Raw genomic sequence first — 19,903 nt, forward strand, 5'->3', positions numbered from 1 at the left:
CTTATTGTATCAAATATAACAAAGAAAGTTATCATTCAGTCATTGTTAAAATTGTTTTACCTTGTAAGGAATGCTGGCGAGCCTGCTCATGCACATCACGTAGATTTGCTAACGTAAATGGTAAGATTTGACCAATCCGAATTGAAATTTTACCAGCAGCCATGTCATTAAATAAAGCCTGTAGATTAGGACGTTTACCATCAGAATAGGTGCTGGCAGCATCTATGTCAAATTCTGCAATGGCAGCATCATCTAAACCGGCTAAGCTACGTAATAGGCCACCTTTCTTCAAAATTTTAGCTGATTGTATTGAGACTCGCCCACCGATGGTATCTAATACCGCATCAAAATCAGATAGTTCATTTTCATAATCAGTGTGATAATCAATTGGCACCACATTACCTAATGACTTTAAGTAGTCAAAATCAGCCGGTTTGGCAGTTGCAAAAACTTGCGCGCCAATATTTAGTGCAGCCTGAATTGCGACTGAACCGACAGCACCTGCACCACCCTGAATTAAAACTTTTTGATCTGATTTAACATTTAAGTCGCGATGAATCATTTGATAACCAGTTGCAGCACCGATAACGGCTGCAACAGCATGCGCGTCATCAATGTTATCAGGAACTTTAGTAGCTGCTGATTGCCCGACAGGTACGAATTGTGCGTATGTTTTTTGATGGCGCGTTGCAGCAACCCGATCGCCAACTTTAAAATCAGTGACGTCTTCACCAACTGCAACGACTTCACCAATCACACTAGACCCGGGAATTAGTGGCAAGGACTCAGAAGTTCCCATGTTGCCAGCGATGAATTTTACATCATATGGATCAATTGCAACGGCATGATTTTTAACTAGTAATTGCTTTTTTAATAATTTAGGTATTTCTGTTGTAATGGTCGTCAGTCCAGTGACTGGACCATATTGATTAAGTTGAATAGCTTTCATGATGAATACCTCCTGATATTTATATACAACAATAGTTTAACTTAAATTCCTTTTTAGTGGCATAATAAAGAATAAAATCTGTATGATAAATTATTGATAGCCATTTTTTTGATAAAAATAAAAAGCAATAAAAAAACAGTTGCCAAACAATATGGGCTGTGATAACTTATGTATATACTAAATCACGAACGAAATGAGGACATATTATATGAATGAACGTAGTTTAAAATTTAATATGATGACGTCCTCTAACCTGACTGTATTACCAAACAGTTGGGTATTTTGAAGTGGTTAATTATCGCTGACGAACGCCATTCAACTTGGTAATACAGATTTACTGTACTTATCCAAGTTGAATGGCGTTTTTATTTTACATTAAGGAGAAGGTGTATGGAAGCAGGAAAAAATGAGTTAAGGCGTTCGATGGGTGTGTGGACGGGAATTTCAGTGGTGATTGGAACTGTAATTGGTTCTGGTATTTTCTTTAAGCAAGGGCAAGTTTTAGAGACAGCAGGTAGTACTACTGCTGGTTTAACAGCCTGGTTAGTTGGTGGTGTTATAACTTTAGCAGGTGGTTTGACTGTGTCAGAAGTTGGTTCAAGAATTCCTGAAACGGGTGGCATTTACATTTATATGAAGAAATTATATGGGGAATTTGTAGGATTTTTGACAGGGTGGACCCAAGTTGCAATTTATGCACCAGCAATTATTGCTTCAGTAGCTGCTTATTTTTCACAGTTATTCGCAAATTTTTTTGGTATACCCATGGAGTGGGTACCATTAATTGGGATTATAACGGTTATTTTAATTACGGCAATGAATTCATTGGATAACCGGATTGCAGGAGCCTTCCAAGTTGCAACAACAAGTATCAAATTAATACCAATTGTTGCCCTCGTTATTTTTGGTATCTTTTTTGGTAAAGCTGATGCTTTGGGTCAAACGGTAGCGCATGTCACATCAACGGCATCAGGTAATTTTGGGTTAGCAATCTTAGCAACACTGTTTGCTTATGATGGCTGGGCAACACTAGCTAATTTAGGTGGTGAAATAAAAAATCCTAGTAAGAATTTACCAAGAGCGATTATTTTTGGTTTGCTAATTGTCATTTTAGCTTATGTTGGTGTAACATACGGTATTTACCAAGCGTTACCAGCAAATCAAATTGTTGCATTAGGCAGTGAAGTACCATACACGGTTGCGAAACAAGCGTTTGGACAGGTAGGCGGTAAACTAATCGCAATTGGTATTTTAGTCTCAATGATTGGTACGTTAAATGGTAAAATGTTAGCTTTCCCACGAATGGTTTATGCAATGGCTGAAGAAGGCGTTTTGCCACGTTATTTAAAGCGAATTAATCAGGCAAAAGAACCAATAGCAGCTCTATGGACGACAGCTGGTTTGGCAATGGTGCTGATTATTTTGTCAGGTGCTGATTGGTTATCAGATATGGCTGTGTTTGTTATTTGGCTATTTTATGCAGCAACATTTTGCGGCATATTTATTTTAAGGGCAAAGGATCGTAAACAAGGAATTACATTAGATGCAAATACCTTTAAAGTCCCTTTGTATCCCATAGTACCTTTAGTTGCAATTGGTGGCGCACTATTTGTCTTGATTAATACTTTAATCGCTAGCTTCTCAATGGTATTAATTTCTTTTGTGTTTGTTGCATTAGGCATACCAGTTTATTATTATTATCAATTTAATAATAAATGATAATTGTTTGTCTTTCTGTGCAAACGGAATATGTAAATTTGCCTGTTTATTGTAAAAGTATGCGATAATAAATATACAAATATAAATGAACAGGGAGTATATCAGGATGGGAAAATATCATGTGACAAATTATGAACAACTGTCGTTTGATGATTTTAATCAACCAACTGGTTTACCAATTAATCAAAATAATCGATGGGTTGTGCGTGCTGACAATATGCCATGGCATGATTTGGAAAAGCAATATGCCATGGTTTTTAAGAGTAAACGTGGTCCTAAACCGTTACCATTTCGTTTAGTATTTGGCGCATTAATGATTCAGCAACTGTTAGAATTAACGGATGAGGAGACATTAGAGCAAATCAAAGAAAATCCGTACTTACAATATTTTGTTGGTCAACCGGGTTATGTGTATGAACGGCCATTTAGTTCATCAACATTAAGTCGTGCACGGCAACGAATTGGTGATGCAGAAGTTTTGGCAATGGTAAATGATATGGAAGCGTTAATGGCGCAAAAAGGTATTAATTCTAAAATTGGTCGACAACATTAGTCATAATAGATAAAATTAAAAGCTCTGTACTTACCAATGTGACAAGTACAGAGCTTTTAGTTAATAGATTATTTTTAATCATTGTGCGACTTACGTGCTTGAATAAAGTAAATAATTGAAAGTAAAATCAAAAAACCAGCACCAATACTTACAGAAATACGAGTATCGGGATTAATAAACATAAAGATAACAATAACAATCAATGATAATAAAGCAATGTAATTTGTTATTGGATAAAGTGGCATTTTAAATGGATGCGTTGCCATCAAATCCTTATTAGCAGCTCTAAAACGTAATTCAGAAACTAAAATAACGAACCAAGGAACCATACCTGGTAGCACACTAGAACTATAAACTAAGACAAATAAGTTAGCAGTAGATTTGCTATAAGCTGAAAAAACCGTATTTAGAATAAGACCAAGTAAAATACCCCCAGAAATCGCAAAAATTGAAATGTAAGGCACTTGATGTGATGAAATTTTAGATAAGGCTTTGGCTGTTTGACCATCCCTTGATAATTTAAATAACATACGACTTGAGCTGTAAATACCTGAATTAGCACCTGACATAGCAGCCGTTAAGACTACGAAATTAATAATACCAGCAGCACCAGAAATACCAACCTTAGCAAAAGTTTCAACGAATGGTGAACCAACAGCGTCTAGTTGATTCCAGGGATAGATAGTGACGATAACAAAAATAGCCCCAATATAGAAAATCAAAATACGCCAAACAATTGAACGAACCGATGAAATAATTGCATGTTTAGGATGTTCTGCCTCGCCAGCAGTAATCCCAAGCACTTCAATACCTTGATATGAACCAACGACAATTGATAATGCAAAGATGAATCCTTTAGCACCACCTGTAAAGAAACCACCGTGTGCCCATAAATTAGTTAGACCAATGGCATGCCAATTATTACCTAATCCCAAGAAAATGACCATCAAGCCAAGAACAATCATTAAAATAATGGTGATAACTTTGATCATTGCAAAATAAAATTCCATCGTACCATATGCTTTGGCAGAGGCAAGATTAGCTAATGTTAACGTAGCAATCACAATAATACCAGAAATCCAGCCGGGCAAATGCGGCCACCAATAATTAAGATAAGTACTAACAGCAACAACTTCACTAATACCAACGACAATATATTGGAAAACATTACTCCATTTTGTCAGATAACCAGCTAAAGGATGAATGTAATTTGAGGCGTAGTCAGCAAATGAGCCAGTTGAGGGATTTATAAAAATCATTTCGCCCAAAGCACGCATAACTAGATACAACAAAATTCCCACGAAGGCATAAGCTAGTAGCACTGAAGGGCCGGTCCATTGGATGGTTGAAGTTGATCCCATAAATAGACCGACACCAATGGTACCACCCAAGGCAATCATTTGCATTTGGCCACCCGTTAAGGAACGTTTTAATTCTAATTCATCTTTGCCCTGTTTCTCTTTCATAAACCTTCTCCTTTTTGTTTAAAAAGTATACAAAAAACCCATCCAATTAACCTGCACCGCTAAAAAGGGTGTCGAGCTGATTGGATGGGTTGCTAATAATCGATAGTTTATTAATAGCACGCTAAATTCCCCAACCAGCCAAGACGGTGGTTGAGGTGGTGGTCGTTATTAAATTGTTGTTTTTAATCTGAGACTTAAACATAATAAGTGACCTCCATACGATAATTAATACCTAGAAGGATAGCATTATTATTCATTAAAAACAAGTGTTATTTTGAAAAAATTAAAATAACTGACTTGTTTATTAATCAAATAATAATAATCAAGTCAGTGTTTTTTAATATAACGTGAGAAAATTTTATCAGTTATATGCCGTTGATGAATAACTCAGCAGGTAGATAATAATAAATTTTTATAAGAGGAATACAATGCGTAAATTAACACTATGGCAAAAGATGTGTCGGCGTGAAAGTCCACAACATTATGCAGATAAAGATGGTAAATTAAAAGCAGTATTAGGTAAACGAGAAATGATGGCAATGGGTATTGGAACGGTCATCGGTGCAGGTGTCTTTACTATGCCAGGAATTGTGGCTGCTGAATATGCTGGTCCGGCAGTTGTTATTTCATTCATTTTGGCAGCCTTAATTGCGGGTTTAGCAGCTTTAGCTTATGCTGAATTAGCATCTGCAATGCCATTCGCAGGATCTGTTTATTCTTGGGCTAATGTTATTTTTGGTGAATTTGTTGGTTGGTTAGCAGGATGGGCGATTTTAGCGGAATATTTAATTGCATTAGCTTTGGTTTCGTCAGCTTGGTCGTCGTATTTTCAAGGATTTTTATCGAGCTTTGGATTTGAATTACCCAGATTTTTTCAAGCATCGGTTAACCTGAATCAGGGGACTGGTTTTGATTTGTTTGGTGCATTATCCATTTTATTGATTGGTTATTTAGCGTGTTGCGGTTTAAAGAATATTGCCCGGATTGAAAATTGGTTGGTAATCGGGAAGATTTTAGTAATTATTTTGTTCATTTTAGTTGGCTTAACAGCCGTGCAAGTGAATAATTGGGTGCCATTTATACCACAACATCAACCAGGAACACATTTTGGTGGTTTGTCAGGGATTTTAGCGGGGCGACACAAATATTTTTTGCCTATATTGGATTTGATACAATCGCAGCTAATTCAGCCGAAGTGAAGAATCCACAAAAAACAATGCCACAAGCAATTATTGGAACGTTAATTATTGCGACAGCTTTGTTTGTTGGTGTTGCAGCCGTCTTAACGGGCATGTTTCCTTATGACAGATTTTTAGATAATGCTGAGCCGGCAGCTTGGGCATTACGAGAGTCGGGTCATTTATTTACGGCTAATTTATTGTCAGTTGTTGCCTTAGTGGGGATGTTTTCGGGATTAGTTGCATTGTTAATTGGGGGTTCGCGTCTTATTTATTCATTTGGTCGTGATGGGTTGATGCCTCGTAAATTGGCGCAATTAGATCAAAAAGGATTACCTAAAACGGCAATTATTGTGATAACTATTATTGCAATCATTTTAGGCGCTGTTTTTCCAATCAGTATGTTAGCTAATCTTGTTTCAGGGGGAACCTTATTGGCCTTTATCATAGCAGGTATGGCAGTCTTACGATTACGTAAACGACCTGATATTGTACAGCATAGGTTTAAAATGCCATGGTTCCCATTCTTGCCAATTTTGACGGTATTAACATCCGTAATGCTATTATGTTCATTAAATATGGTAGCCATTTACTTAATGATTGGTTGGTTAATCATTGGGGCACTCGTTTATTTATTATATGGTAGTCGGCACACTTAATGCCATGATTAGCATTTCATTATTGAAGCTCAACGGTAAATTGCCGGTTGTGGCTTCATTTTTATTTAATGGTGTATTGAGAAAAATAAGTGTGCGATAATAAATAATAAGATATGTTTAGATAAATGGGAGAAAGCCGATGAAAAAATTATTGGTTTTAACAACAGGTGGTACAATTGCATCTACCAAAACAGCGCAAGGATTAGCGCCAGGAATTACGGCTAATGAATTAATGACTTTTGTTGTCCCACGTGATAATGTGCAGATGTCAGTTGAAAATATCATGGGAAAAGATTCGACAAATATGCAACCTGAAGACTGGTTAATTATTGCTGGTCGTATTTTAGAGCGTCAAAATGAATTTGATGGCTTTATTGTCACGCACGGGACGGATACCATGGGATATACGGCTGCTGCACTATCATACTTATTGTATGGTATAAAAAAGCCAGTGGTGCTTACTGGTTCACAAATCCCATTGGGTGAATTACAAACAGATGCCATTCGAAATTTAGATGATGCGGTTACATTTGCAAGCCAAACACACTTAAATGGTGTTTATTTAGTGTTCAATGGTTTAGTTATGATGGGAACACGTGCTGTTAAGACAAAGACAAAGAGTTACGATGCTTTTGAAAGTATCAATTATCCTTATTTAGCTAGTGTTAATGCAGGGGAAATGGTTTCATTATATGAACCAGAGACTGAGGTACAACAATTAAAATCCCACGTTTCACTCGATGCGAATATTTTTGTGTTAAAGGCTTTTCCGGGATTGTCGGTCGATATATTTGACTATCTAGTTGACCATACACATGGTGTTATTATTGAAAGCTTTGGGAACGGTGGGTTACCCTTTCAAAGACGTAATTTAATTCCGGGAATTGAAAAATTGATTGCAGCGAATATCCCTGTCATTATTACGACACAGATTTTAGAAGAAGGGCAAGATATCAATTTGTATGAAGTTGGTAAACGTGTTGCTGATGCTGGTGGCGTAACGGTCGGCGATATGAATACGGAAGCGGTTGTTGCTAAATTAATGTGGGTGTTAGATCAAACACGTGATCCACAAATAATCACACAAATGATTCAAACACAAGCATCGCATGATATTGGGTTTGTTTAACGTAGACGATTTAGGAGGGACAAATGGCAAAATTATCATATGATATTTTAGAAAAATTTGGTTCATTATCAACCAGTAAAAGTGGTTGGGAACTGCAACTAAATTTCGTACAATGGGGGGATAATCAACCAAAGTTCGATTTACGATCATGGTCACCTGATAATAGTAAAATGGGTAAAGGTTTAACATTATCTCATGAGGAGATAGTCGCCTTAAATAAGGTGCTAACGGATATCTTATCGGCTGAACATACGCCAATTATTGATAATAATACAGTTGTTGAAGAACCCGAAGAAACGGAACCACACCCTAAATGGGGTCGTTTGAATGATATGTAATTGGGAACCAAAGTTGCCCGCTACCTTAACTTAAGGATATCAATTCACTATTAATTGTGAAACTGATATCTTTTTTATTATGACGAAAAAGATTAGTTAATGACGTCATTGTTGCACGTTGTTTTGTTGTCTACACTAATAACAGTGATTTTGAAATGGGGACAAGACAATGAAAATTGCAATTATTGATGGCATGCTTGCGCAGGAACAATGGTTAGATTTGGTTATCGTAGCAGCGGGGTTAAATAATCAGGTTAACAAGATTATTGTATTAACAGACGTTATGGTACCAGACTATGTGAATCAACTCTGCCAAGCCTTGCAAGAAAATGATGATACCTGGCAATTGGTGCAACAAGAAGGCATTATGTTACTGCATAAAGAAAAAACGTTCCGTAATTTGGAACGTCAATTAATAGGCAATGGGAAATTGCATATTTTTGATTTTAATAAGATGACAATTGTTATTCCAAATATTGATAGGAAGAGGTCGTCATATTCGGCAAGTCAAATAGAGCAAATCTCGGATTATTTATATGGGCAAATGAAACCAATGTGTTTATTACCGACGCAACATATTGTTGATCATCTGATTACTAAAGGTTGGCGGTATGCCAACGCCCAGACTAATTTTGGGCCGGTTGTTTTAACCGATGCAACAACGACTAGTAAGAAAACTAGTATTTTATGTCATAATCAGCGACTATCCAATAGTATTTTGCTGACCTTGATGGCCTAAGGTTTACTAGTAACCATAATGGTGACGGTTGATGTGGCAGTTTGTTGTTGGGTCTCTTCTATAAAGATATTTACTTGCCAAGTTTGAATACGGTGACCTAATTTAATTGGCATTGCAATGGCTAATAGTGTACCTTTATCAGCTGGTGATAAGTGGTGCGTATGAATATCAACACCAACAGGCACGTGTGTGTCATCAATCATGGTTGCTTGTGCACCTAAACTAGCTGCAGTTTCTGCTAGAAAAGCGTTGATACCACCATGAACAATGCCATAAGGTTGTTTAATATTATCTGAAATGGGTAATCGAATAATCGTTTTGGTGGCTGATATTGTATCAAATTGCACGTTTAAATATTCTAAAGCATTCATGGCAAAACCTCACTTAAATAGATTGTTGTTAACCATCATTCTAATATTAATTTGGAAAAAATAATAGAAAAAGATTATACTACTAATAGTGTTTACAGAATTAAAAGACAAAAATAGGAAGTGCAGATAAATATGACAGTAGAATGGTCAACAGTTAAAGAATATTCAGAAATTTTCTTTGAGCGTACTGACGCAATCGCAAAAATTACGATGAATAATCCACGTCATCATAATGCATTTACACCAGATATGGTGCAAGAAATGATTGATGCCTTTTCAATTGCCCGTGATGATGCTTCAATTGGTGTGATTATTTTAACCGGTGAAGGTGATAAAGCCTTCTCATCTGGTGGTGATCAATCTGTTCGTGGTAATGGTGGTTATGTTGGACACGATCACATTGCCCGTTTAAACGTTTTGGATCTACAACATTTAATGCGAATTATTCCTAAGCCAATTATTGCAATGGTTAAAGGCTGGTCAGTTGGTGGTGGAAACATTTTGCAACTAGTTTGTGATTTAACAATTGCTGCTGATAACGCTATGTTTGGACAAACAGGACCTAAGGTTGGTTCATTTGATGCTGGTTATGGTTCAGGTTACTTAGCACGTGTTATTGGTCATAAGCGTGCTAAAGAAGTTTGGTTCTTAAATAAGTTTTACACAGCAAAAGAAGCTTACGATATGAACTGGATTAATCGTGTCGTACCATTGGCAGAAGTTGAGGATGCAACGATGGAATGGGCTAATATTATCCTACAAAAGTCGCCGACTGCGCTACGCTTTATTAAAGCCGCTATGAATGCAGATACTGACGGTTTGGCTGGTTTGCAACAATTCGCTGGGGATGCAACGATGTTGTATTATACAACTGAGGAAGGAAAAGAAGGAAAGAATGCCTTCCTAGAGAAGCGCGATCCTGATTTTTCAAAGTATCCAAAATTCCCATAAATAAGTGATGAGACTCGATAGGTGACCATTAATCATGGCAGCTGTTGAGTTTTTTGTCATATCGTCATAAAACGTAAAAAGGAATGAATATGGATAATTGGCTTATAAAAAGAGCACAGTTAACGCCAAACCGTTTAGCTGTTCAATATCAAGAAACAAAGCTAACTTTTTTACAAATGAAAAATAACGTATTAAAGTTGGCTTCACAATTAGCGTATTATGCTAAAACAGAAGAGCGAGTAGCAGTTATCACATCAAATAATTTACAAGGTTACTTGATGATTTTAGCTGTTCAACAATTAGGGAAGACGGTTGTGTTAATTAATCGACGCTTAGCAGCTCGTGAAATCAATTTTCAATTACAAGATGCAGCGATTAATTTAGTTGTGCAGGATGATGACTTTAATTTAGAGTTAGAAAAAGTGCAGCAGTTGCCATTTGCAAAAATTGTTGATACGTCTGTTGTAAATACGATAACACCAGTTACTGATTTTAATTTAACGGGTGTGACGTCGATTATGTACACATCAGGTACGACGGGGAATCCTAAAGGTGTGATGCAAACATTTGGTAATCACTTTTATTCAGCTATTGGTTCTGCATTAAATTTAGGACTGATGCCAAATGATGTTTGGTTAGCAGTGGTGCCAATTTTTCATATTAGTGGCTTATCAATTATGATGCGCTCATTAATTTATGGCATGGGTGTTCGGTTAGTTGAAAAATTTGATGTTAAACGAATTAATGATATTTTATTAAGTGGTGATGTGACAACAATTTCAGTGGTACCGATGATGTTAACGCGTTTGTTAGCAGCATTACCAGTAAATACACAATATCATCCCAATTTTCGTACCATGTTATTAGGTGGTGGGCCGACTGATTTAATGACCTTACAAAAAGCAACGCATTCGGGTATTGAAGTTGTACAATCATATGGTATGACGGAAACAGCTTCACAAGTGATTGCCTTGGATGCAGCCAATGCGCAACGTAAGATTGGATCTGCTGGTCAACCGTTGTTGCCAGTTTCTTTGCGCATTGCCCATCCTGATGATAAGCAACATGGTCGTATTCAAATTAAATCACCAACATTGGCTGTGGGCTATTTGAATCAACCAGAGAAATATGCTGATTCTTTTGAAGATGGCTGGTTTGATACTGGTGATATGGGCTGGATAGATGATGAAGGCTTTTTGTATATTGATGGCCGGGAAGGTGACATGATTTCATCAGGTGGTGAAAATGTCTTTCCTGATGAAATTGAAAGTACGTATGCAACGTTAACTGAGATTGCCCAGATAGCCGTCGTGGGTGTGCCTGATGAAAAATGGGGTGCCGTACCGATTGCTTTTATTACTTTTAAAGATAATAAATATTTGTCACAACAAGATTTGCGTGATTTTGGTCGTGAAATGTTAGCACATTATAAAGTGCCAGCTAAATTCTATCAACTAGATGAGTTTCCAAGAACAGCTAGTGGTAAAGTACAGCGCCATAAATTAGTTGATGCTACGACATACGCAACATTAATAAACTAACTATTTGAATTTTTTAAATGAACGTTTATAATAGTTTTTAATCTAGGAAAGGGGGTGATACGTTTTGGCAGATTTAAACAATCAACGAAACGTATCGCCCTTGTCATAAGGAAACAAGGGCGATACGTTCTGTAAGTTAGTCGTTAATGACTAACATGATTATGCAGATTGTAATTAATGCGCATGATCAGGAGCATCAAGTGACGAGCTTGGTGCTTTTTTATTACCATGATATAATCGTGGGGAAACAAGAAAATAAGATAAATGAGGTGTTAGAAATGGAGATCATTGACGTTACGCCAAATACACAAAAAGATTGGGAACGTATTTATACTGAGGCGTTTCCTGAATATGAACAACGACCAATGGCAGAATTAGTTACGTTAGTTGAACAACAAGATGCTATAAAAATGCAGGTTATTGTAGATGATCAGACCATTGTTGGTGTTGTTTATCTATGTGAAATCGGTCTATCAAAAGCATTCTTACTCTATTTTGCTATTGATGCAACAATTCAAAGTAAGGGATACGGCAGTCGTGCATTGGCGACATTGAAAGAACGTTATAAAGATGGTGTTATTTTAGAGGCCGAACAGGTGGGAACACAAGCTGAAAATGAAGAACAACGGACACGACGCTATGACTTTTATATGCGTAATGGACTTGAAGATAAGCAATTGTTATCTGAAAATTCCGGCGGTGTATTTCATTTGTTAGCAAGTACACCTGATATTAGTGCTACGGAATATTTACAAGCGATGCATGCAATGTCAATAGAAGCTATTGTACGCAGAGATGATTAGTTTAAGAAAATAGTTTAATAAGTAGTAAATTGTCAGACATTTTGACGATTTACTACTTTTTATTTGTGATGAAAATTTATTAAATATTAAATATTCCCTTTTAAGGCTAATTATTTGGTAAAATTATGATTAATAAATATCTATAATTTAGATATGACATGTATGTAAGCGTAGTCAATACAGGGTTAATACAGGACGTAGAAAGGCAGGCTTGTGTGGTATGGCACAACAAGGTTTAAAACCTAGTATCAGTACCTTTGGTATTATTTCTTTAGGTGCTGGTGGGGTAATTGGAAGTAGTTGGATTTATACAAATAGTCAATTTTTTCATCAATATGGGGCTGGTGGTGAAATTTTTGGACTTCTCGCCGCATCAATTCTAGCAATTTTAGTATCTTTATCATTTGCTGAATTATCGACTATTTATCCAAAAGCTGGTGGTGAAGTTGTCTATGGTTATGAGGCATTTGGTAAAAAAGGTGGCTTGTTTGCAGGTTGGGCATTATTAGGCTCATATTTGAGTGCTTTAGCATTTTATGTGACGGCATCAAGTATGTTGTTATCACAAATCATTCCCAAAATTGCGACGGGACCGGCATATTCATTTGCAGGTGCTAAAGTTCATTATACGGAACTGATTTTGGGCGTATTAATTACATTATTTATTTTTGCAATTAATTATCGCGGGGCTAATTTAACTAGTAACGTGCAAATTGTTTTGTTTGTACTCTTGATTTTAATTGGTATTATCTTGATTGTTGTAGGTTTTAGTCACGGTAAACCAAGTAATTTCTGGCCAGCTTTTTATGATCATCAGACTAAAACACCCGAAATTTTCCGCTTTATTTTACCAGCAATGACGTTCCTAACGGGTTGGGAATCAATTGGTGTGATGGCTGAAGAAGTTAAAACACCAGCTCGTAAGATTGGTCGTATTGTGGTGATTGCAATCATGATTGCATCAGCCTATTACTTGTTGGTATTGCTAGCATCAGCATGGGTTCATCCTTGGCAAAGTACAGCAATGATGGAAATGGGAACAGTTGATGCGTTTAAAGCTGAAGGTTTCCCAATACTTGGAACAGCTGCTTTTATTATTGCTTTCTTAGGATTAGGAACTAGTTTCTTAGCATTGTTCTCAACGGCACCACGTTTGATTTATTCATTAGCAGAACAAAAGATTTTACCAAGTTATTTTGCTAAGGTTCACCCAAAGTATGGGACACCAAGTCGTGCAATTGTTATGACCCTAATTTTAGTATTAGCATTAGGTTGGCTTGGAAAAGGTGCCCTAACATACTTCTTGGACATTGGTGGTTTCTTAACAGCATTGGCTTGGGGAATTAACGCCTTTAACCTAATTGCTATTCGTAAAAAGCATCCTGAGTTAAAGGGTGGTTTCCGTAATAAGCATCTATCATTACCAGTTATTGGTGGTGTGATTGCTATTTTGATTGCTTTATCAACAATCATTCCCGGAACATCAGTTTCATTGGTCTGGCCATATGAATATGTTATTTTGGGCATCTGGATTGTGATTGGTTTGGTAAGTTACTTTACAGGTAAGAAATAAATGTTGTTTGAAAGAACCGTGGACATAATCACGGTTCTTTTTTTATGGCATAAAGTATATTTAAGCAATTATTGCGCATAGGTTTTATAATGAGACGAGGGAACCTTAAATATTTAAGGTTTTAGTAAGCTGATAATAGGCACTTTTTAAGGTTCAACGCTTATAGTCACATTCAAAGAGAGAAACAAGTATACGAGGGTGGTAAGTTATGGTTGAAAATACAATTAAATTATTAGTAGTTGAAGATGATTACGCGTTAAATGATACAGTGAAAGAAACAATTTCAGAATTAGGTGAAGTTGTTCAGGTTCATGATGGTGATGAGGGATGGTTTGAAATTGAATCCGGCGTATATGATGCCGTGATTTTAGACGTGATGTTACCAGGACAAGATGGTTTTACGATTTTAAAGAAGGCTAAAGAAGCCTTTCCAAATTTACCAGTCTTGATGTTAACGGCTAAAAGTGAATTGACTGATAAGATGCAGGGGTTTGATCTAGGAGCTGATGAATACGTGACAAAGCCGTTTTATAAAGAAGAATTGTTAGCACGTTTAAAGGCATTACTGCGTCATACAGGTGTATTGGGACAGGACGGTGCTTTGGAAGTTGGTAATATTCAAATTTACGTTGAACAGCATAAAGTTCTAGTTGGTAATGAAGAAATTAGTTTGCAAGGTCGTGAATTTGGACTGCTAGTTTATCTGGTACAACATGTTGGCCAAATTGTTACTAAGGACCAAATTTTTGATCGCCTATGGGGCTTTGATTCAGATACTTCTTTGACAGTAGTCGAAGTTTATATGTCTAACCTACGAAAGAACTTACGCCAAGCGGAGGCACAAGTTAATATCAAAACGTTGCGTAATGTAGGTTATACGTTAAATGCAACAAATGAGGATTAATGGCTGATACCAAAGTGGTCAAAGAACCACATTATCAGTGGCGTAGATTTAAAAAGTGGTTGCAGAGAATCCGCGCTTCGCTTCCACAAGAAGTAAAAATGACTATCTTAATGGTAGTGGGTTTTACGTTTGTGTTCGTATTAATTGGCACGTTTACAGTTAATCAGTTTAGGACGGTTATGTATGGTAATGCGCAGCATCGCGTTAGTCGCGTTTTTGATGTGCAAACCAATCGTTTTGATCGTCCTATTATTCAAACTGAAACGGCACAGATCACTGATTTTGTTGATTCCTTTAAGGTATTGAATTTACCAAAAGAAAATAAAGTTTATTTACGACAATATCGTGGCAGTTGGTATTTTTTTAATCGGCGCGGTGACGAATTAGCTTATGTGGACGTTACGGCAGAACACGAATTAGTTGAGTCATATCAAACACGATTATTTTGGATTTATGTATTGTCTGAACTTGCGCTATTGTTAATGGGGATGGCACTAACACGTGCTAATATGCGGCCGATTATGCGGTCTTGGAATCAACAACGTACATTTGTTGCTGATGCGGCGCATGAATTTAAGACACCGATGACGGTTATTCAAAATAACTTGGAACGAATGCTTGAACATCCAAACGACACCGTAATCGATCAAGTTGAAAGTGTTGCTAATGCGCTAACTGAAGTGAGACATTTAAATAATTTAACGGGTGACTTATTAACTTTGTCGCAAGCTGACGCTGATATTCCATTGTTTGCGTTTGAAGAGATGGATTTGACAACAACGATTCGTGAGGTTGGTGATATTTATGCGTATAATGCGGCTGAAAAGCAGCAAACTTTGGAAGTGGCTGTACCAGACACTATGCCAATCGTTGGAGATGCGCAACGCTTACGTCAATTACTCGTTATTCTAACGGATAATGCACAAAAGTATGCTGGTGAGGGTGCTAGTGTGAAAATTGAAGGTAAGATAGTTGGCAATAATGTCAAAATTATGGTTTCTGATACGGGACCGGGTGTTTCCGATGAAGATAAGAAACATTTGTTTGACCGGTTTTATCGAATCGATAAAGCACGGTCACGTTCGACGGGTGGACATGGTCTGGGTCTATCTATTGCAAAGTGGGTCGTACAGGGTCATCGTGGGACTATTGATATTCTTGATAATCAACCGCAAGGAACGATTTTTAAGATTTTAATTCCCAAAGGACAAAAAAGTACTTAATAAAAAAGCTTAACAAACTGAGGATTAGCCGGCATTGCCGATACTAAAGCTAAGGAATGTTAAGCTTTTTTATTTAAATTAATGGTAAGGGATGAGCATCAAATATATCAATGGTTTCATCTTCACGACCAACAATCACTTGATCGACAACGTTTAAGAATAAACCATGTTCAACAACGCCGACCATGCTGGTTAGTTCACGACCTAAGGTAAATGGGGCAGGCATTTGATTAAAGTGTAAATCAATTAGGTAATTGGCTGAGTCGGTACGGACAGGATTACCATTTTGATCTAAACGCCAAGTGGGCTTGTAACCTTTTGCTTCAAGGCGTTTAAAGAGTTGATCGGCTCCGTATGGAATAATTTCTACGGGCAAATAGTGGGTTAGATGATCTGATAATTTAGAACCATCAACAACCCAAACATTACGTTTTGAATTAACCGCAACAATTTTTTCCCAAAGTAGTGCAGCACCACCACCTTTGATAGCAGCAAAATTTTCGTCAATTTGATCAGCACCGTCGATCGTAATATCAATATGATCAACATCGTCAACGTTATGCATTGGAATACCTAGTTTGGCTGCTGTACGTCGCGTTTTATCAGAAGTTGGGACGCCCTTAATTTTAAGACCATCTTCGGCAACACGCTTTCCAAGTGCTTCGATAACATAGGCGATCGTTGAACCAGAACCGATACCGACTACCATACCATCTTCAACCAGTTCGGCCGCACGATACCCCGCTAATTTTTTCAGTGAAGTTTGATCTGTCATAAGGAAAATCCTCTTTCTATGTGTATTATTAATTATATTATCGCGCATTAAGTTAGATTTAGGCAAATCAAAAATTATAAAATGTTACACTAAGTAAATAACTTTTAAAAAGGTGGCAAATTTTCATGATTGAAATGTGGGATGATGATAAAATAAACGCTTTTCAAGCAACTTTATTAACTTGGTATGATCAAGAAGGTAGGTCAACACTACCATGGCGTCAGGATAGAGAACCGTATCATATTTGGGTATCTGAAATTATGCTACAACAAACGCAGGTTCAAACAGTGATACCCTACTTTGAACGATTTATGGCAACTTTCCCAACGATTAACGATTTGGCTATGGCGCCAGAGCAGTTATTATTAAAAACATGGGAAGGGTTAGGCTATTATTCAAGAGTGCGTAATATGCAAAAAGCAGCGCGCCAAATTATTGATGATTATGCCGGTAGTTGGCCAGATAATATGCAAGAATTGCAAAAATTAGCTGGCATTGGTCCTTATACGGCTGCAGCAATTGCAAGTATCGCATTTGATGAACCAGTACCAGCGATTGATGGCAACGCTTTTCGGGTTTTTGCACGTTTATTTAAAATTGATGCTGATATTGCACAACCTAAAACACGTAAAATTTTCTTTGAATTGGGACAACAAATTATTGATCAAAAACGACCGGGAGATTTCAATCAAGCTATTATGGATTTAGGGTCATCTTATATGACGGCTAAAAACTATGATAGTGAGCATTCACCTGTTAAAGCATACAATGCTGCATACTTAGATGGTACAGAAGCGTTGTATCCTGTTAAGTCTAAGGCACCAAAACCTAAGCCGGTGACCTATTTTGCAATCGCAGTTAAATCTCCAGCGGGTTATTTGTGGGAACAACGACCAACAAAAGGTCTGTTAGGTGATTTTTGGATGATGCCGTTATATGCACTGACGGATTTTATTTTAGATAATGATGCGCATTGGACTGAAGAAGAAATGATTCAGGCAACCCAAAAACGTTTGGCAGCAGATTATGGTGTTGTTGCTGATTTAAAACGGGTTCCTGGTCGCCCAGTAACTCATGTGTATACGCATTTAAAATGGACGGTCACGATCTTAACAGCTACAGTTAAAAAGCAAAATTTGCAACGTGGCCAATGGCAAACGATGGCTGATATTCAAAATGATCCACAGCCAAAAATACAAGATAAAATTTGGCAACGTTTAAAATAAAATAGCGGCTACTACAAGTGGGCATGTGATACTATCTAAGTATTAAAGAGGGGATAAGGTATAGAAATGGCGCAAAAAATATTGTTGGATATGGATCCTGGTATTGATGATGCAGCGGCATTATCAATTGCATTAACAGATGATGCATTTCAAGTGATGTTACTTACGACAGTAGCGGGTAATGTCTCAGTTGATAAAACAACCCAAAATGCTTTGCGTTTGGTTGAGTTTTTTCATCAAGAAAATGTGGTGCCAGTGGCAGCTGGGGCATCAGCACCACTAATTAAAAAATATGTTGACGCATCTGATATTCATGGTGAATCGGGGATGGCTGGTTGGGAATTTCCAACAGTTAAAACGACTGTTCTACCAGAACATGCAGTTGTTGCAATGCGTCAGGTTTTGATGAATAGTCAAGAAAAAATGACAGTGGTTGCAACTGGGGCATTTACTAATATTGCGTTGCTAATTCGTATGTATCCGGAGGTATTACCTAAAATTGCGCAAGTTGTTGTAATGGGTGGTTCTTTAGGAGTAGGAAATGTCACCAGTGTTGCAGAGTTCAATGTATACACAGATCCGCACGCAGCTCAAATTTTATTGACATCTGGCTTATCAATTAAGATGATTGGGTTAAATGTCACGTTGCAGGCTTTATTGAGTAAAGAAAATATCAATAAGTTGGGTGGAATCAATCAAACTGGTAAGATGTTGCAAGCTTTATTTATGCACTATGCTGATGACCAAGATGGTGCAAAACCAATGCACGATGTGAATACTTTGTTTTATCTGGCACAACCAGAAGCTTTTGTTTTTGAGGACTACGCTATTGATGTCATCACACAAGGACCAGCTAATGGGGCAACTGTCGCAACAAAAGATCATAACACAAATGTTAGCGTTGCCACATCAGTTAATGTTGAAGCGTTTAATAAGTGGTTTATGACAAAAATTACGGCAATTTAGTTTGTGTTTCACGTGGAACATTAATGTGGCACATGACAGATTCAACTCAGTCATACTATTGAATAGATAGGCATTTTGCGGTATTCTTTTAGTATTGGAATCAGTTTGGAGAATGATAATGAATCCCGAAAAATTTGCGGCGGCATTACGCGATAAAAACATTATTTTAGATGAGAAACAACTAGCACAATACCAAACGTATTATGATCGATTGGTAGCAGTTAATGAACATATGAATTTAACAGCCATCACGGATCGAGATGAAGTGTATTTAAAGCACTTTTACGATTCGTTAACTTTAGCATGGGCGTATCCTAAATTACAAAGTGAAAAACTTAGCATGATTGATGTTGGTGCTGGTGCTGGTTTTCCATCACTACCATTAAAAATCGCGTTTCCACAATTGAAAATTACAATTATTGATGCTTTAAATAAGCGGATTAAATTTTTACAAGAATTAGTTGATGAATTAGGTCTTGAAGATGTAACTGTTATTCACGCACGGGCAGAAGAATTTGGTCAAAAGAAAGCACCTAACCGTGAACAATATGATGTAACGACTGCACGTGCACTAGCACGCTTGAATGTATTAGGTGAATTAACGCTACCATTGGTTAAAGTAGGTGGTGTGCTGTTAGCGATGAAAGGTAGTGCGGCCAACGAAGAACTTGAAGAAGCACAAGGTGCGATAAAAAAACTAGGTGGTAAAATTGGCGAATCAATGCCAGTTAACTTACCAAATGGTGATCCAAGAACAATTATCGTAATTGAAAAAGTTGGATCAACACCAAACCGTTATCCACGAAAGCCAGGGGATCCAGCACGTAAACCATTGTAGAA

The 19,903-nt window shown here is 37.1% G+C and carries 18 protein-coding genes and 1 pseudogene; 15 read left to right on the forward strand and 4 right to left on the reverse strand.

The window, feature by feature from the left end; translation table 11 throughout:
• Nucleotides 1-31: 31 nt before the first annotated feature.
• Nucleotides 32-949: an NADP-dependent oxidoreductase gene (locus FFM55_RS00780; protein ID WP_137600366.1), complete on the reverse strand. Its 918-nt coding sequence runs from the start codon at nucleotides 947-949 to the stop codon at nucleotides 32-34.
• A 390-nt stretch (nucleotides 950-1,339) separates the two neighbouring features.
• Between FFM55_RS00780 and FFM55_RS00785 the strand changes: the two genes are divergently transcribed.
• Complete coding sequence (locus FFM55_RS00785; RefSeq protein WP_042492100.1) at nucleotides 1,340-2,668, forward strand: APC family permease; 1,329 nt, start codon at nucleotides 1,340-1,342, stop codon at nucleotides 2,666-2,668.
• Nucleotides 2,669-2,774: 106 nt separating this feature from the next.
• Nucleotides 2,775-3,221, forward strand: coding sequence for a transposase (locus tag FFM55_RS00790; protein ID WP_042492098.1), 447 nt, complete (start codon nucleotides 2,775-2,777; stop codon nucleotides 3,219-3,221).
• Between the two features lie 74 nt (nucleotides 3,222-3,295).
• Here the strand turns inward: FFM55_RS00790 and FFM55_RS00795 are convergent, their stop codons facing one another.
• Nucleotides 3,296-4,687 carry an amino acid permease gene (locus FFM55_RS00795; protein ID WP_137600367.1) on the reverse strand — a complete coding sequence of 464 codons (1,392 nt, stop codon included), beginning with the start codon at nucleotides 4,685-4,687 and terminating at the stop codon, nucleotides 3,296-3,298.
• A gap of 428 nt (nucleotides 4,688-5,115) precedes the next feature.
• On the opposite strand from FFM55_RS00795, the pseudogene FFM55_RS00800 reads away from it, so the two are divergent.
• From FFM55_RS00800 to FFM55_RS00815, 4 genes and pseudogenes are all read left to right on the forward strand, one after another.
• Nucleotides 5,116-6,524 (forward strand): annotated as a pseudogene (locus tag FFM55_RS00800) (APC family permease).
• Between the two features lie 139 nt (nucleotides 6,525-6,663).
• Complete coding sequence (locus tag FFM55_RS00805) at nucleotides 6,664-7,653, forward strand: asparaginase (protein WP_042492095.1); 990 nt, start codon at nucleotides 6,664-6,666, stop codon at nucleotides 7,651-7,653.
• Nucleotides 7,654-7,676: 23 nt separating this feature from the next.
• A complete protein-coding gene (locus FFM55_RS00810) occupies nucleotides 7,677-7,991 on the forward strand; it encodes a YdbC family protein (RefSeq protein ID WP_042492094.1) in 315 nt (104 codons plus the stop codon).
• Nucleotides 7,992-8,160: 169 nt separating this feature from the next.
• Nucleotides 8,161-8,730, forward strand: coding sequence for a hypothetical protein (locus FFM55_RS00815; RefSeq protein WP_042492092.1), 570 nt, complete (start codon nucleotides 8,161-8,163; stop codon nucleotides 8,728-8,730).
• Here FFM55_RS00815 and FFM55_RS00820 read toward each other — a convergent pair.
• Entirely contained in the window at nucleotides 8,727-9,101 is a 375-nt protein-coding gene (locus FFM55_RS00820; RefSeq protein ID WP_042492090.1) for a PaaI family thioesterase, read from the reverse strand. The genes FFM55_RS00815 and FFM55_RS00820 overlap by 4 nt on opposite strands.
• Nucleotides 9,102-9,233: 132 nt before the next feature.
• On the opposite strand from FFM55_RS00820, the gene menB reads away from it, so the two are divergent.
• The 6 genes from menB (at nucleotide 9,234) to FFM55_RS00850 (ending at nucleotide 16,096) form a co-directional block, all read left to right on the forward strand.
• Nucleotides 9,234-10,052: a 1,4-dihydroxy-2-naphthoyl-CoA synthase gene (menB, locus tag FFM55_RS00825; protein WP_042492088.1), complete on the forward strand. Its 819-nt coding sequence runs from the start codon at nucleotides 9,234-9,236 to the stop codon at nucleotides 10,050-10,052.
• An 89-nt stretch (nucleotides 10,053-10,141) separates the two neighbouring features.
• On the forward strand, nucleotides 10,142-11,593 hold the full coding sequence (locus FFM55_RS00830; RefSeq protein WP_042492086.1) for an o-succinylbenzoate--CoA ligase: 1,452 nt from the start codon (nucleotides 10,142-10,144) through the stop codon (nucleotides 11,591-11,593).
• A 278-nt stretch (nucleotides 11,594-11,871) separates the two neighbouring features.
• Nucleotides 11,872-12,396: a GNAT family N-acetyltransferase gene (locus FFM55_RS00835; RefSeq protein WP_042492084.1), complete on the forward strand. Its 525-nt coding sequence runs from the start codon at nucleotides 11,872-11,874 to the stop codon at nucleotides 12,394-12,396.
• Between the two features lie 220 nt (nucleotides 12,397-12,616).
• Complete coding sequence (locus FFM55_RS00840) at nucleotides 12,617-13,969, forward strand: APC family permease (RefSeq protein ID WP_137600368.1); 1,353 nt, start codon at nucleotides 12,617-12,619, stop codon at nucleotides 13,967-13,969.
• 208 nt (nucleotides 13,970-14,177) lie between these two features.
• Nucleotides 14,178-14,873, forward strand: a complete 696-nt coding sequence (locus tag FFM55_RS00845) for a response regulator transcription factor (protein WP_042492082.1) — start codon at nucleotides 14,178-14,180, stop codon at nucleotides 14,871-14,873.
• The gene (locus tag FFM55_RS00850) at nucleotides 14,873-16,096 is read left to right on the forward strand and encodes a sensor histidine kinase (RefSeq protein ID WP_042492081.1); all 1,224 of its coding nucleotides are present in this window, start codon (nucleotides 14,873-14,875) and stop codon (nucleotides 16,094-16,096) included. The genes FFM55_RS00845 and FFM55_RS00850 overlap by 1 nt, the downstream gene beginning before the upstream one ends.
• A gap of 73 nt (nucleotides 16,097-16,169) precedes the next feature.
• Here the strand turns inward: FFM55_RS00850 and rpiA are convergent, their stop codons facing one another.
• A complete protein-coding gene (gene rpiA, locus FFM55_RS00855; protein ID WP_042492079.1) occupies nucleotides 16,170-16,871 on the reverse strand; it encodes a ribose 5-phosphate isomerase A in 702 nt (233 codons plus the stop codon).
• A 125-nt stretch (nucleotides 16,872-16,996) separates the two neighbouring features.
• Here rpiA and mutY point away from each other — a divergent pair, with 125 nt between their 5' ends.
• The 3 genes from mutY (at nucleotide 16,997) to rsmG (ending at nucleotide 19,901) form a co-directional block, all read left to right on the forward strand.
• A complete protein-coding gene (gene mutY / locus FFM55_RS00860; protein ID WP_042492078.1) occupies nucleotides 16,997-18,097 on the forward strand; it encodes an A/G-specific adenine glycosylase in 1,101 nt (366 codons plus the stop codon).
• A 66-nt stretch (nucleotides 18,098-18,163) separates the two neighbouring features.
• Nucleotides 18,164-19,063, forward strand: a complete 900-nt coding sequence (rihC, locus tag FFM55_RS00865; protein ID WP_042492076.1) for a ribonucleoside hydrolase RihC — start codon at nucleotides 18,164-18,166, stop codon at nucleotides 19,061-19,063.
• Between the two features lie 118 nt (nucleotides 19,064-19,181).
• Nucleotides 19,182-19,901, forward strand: a complete 720-nt coding sequence (gene rsmG / locus FFM55_RS00870; RefSeq protein ID WP_042492074.1) for a 16S rRNA (guanine(527)-N(7))-methyltransferase RsmG — start codon at nucleotides 19,182-19,184, stop codon at nucleotides 19,899-19,901.
• Nucleotides 19,902-19,903 lie beyond the last annotated feature (2 nt).

This window comes from Weissella sagaensis (genome assembly GCF_005405285.1).
Classification (GTDB): Bacteria; Bacillota; Bacilli; order Lactobacillales; family Lactobacillaceae; genus Weissella; species Weissella sagaensis.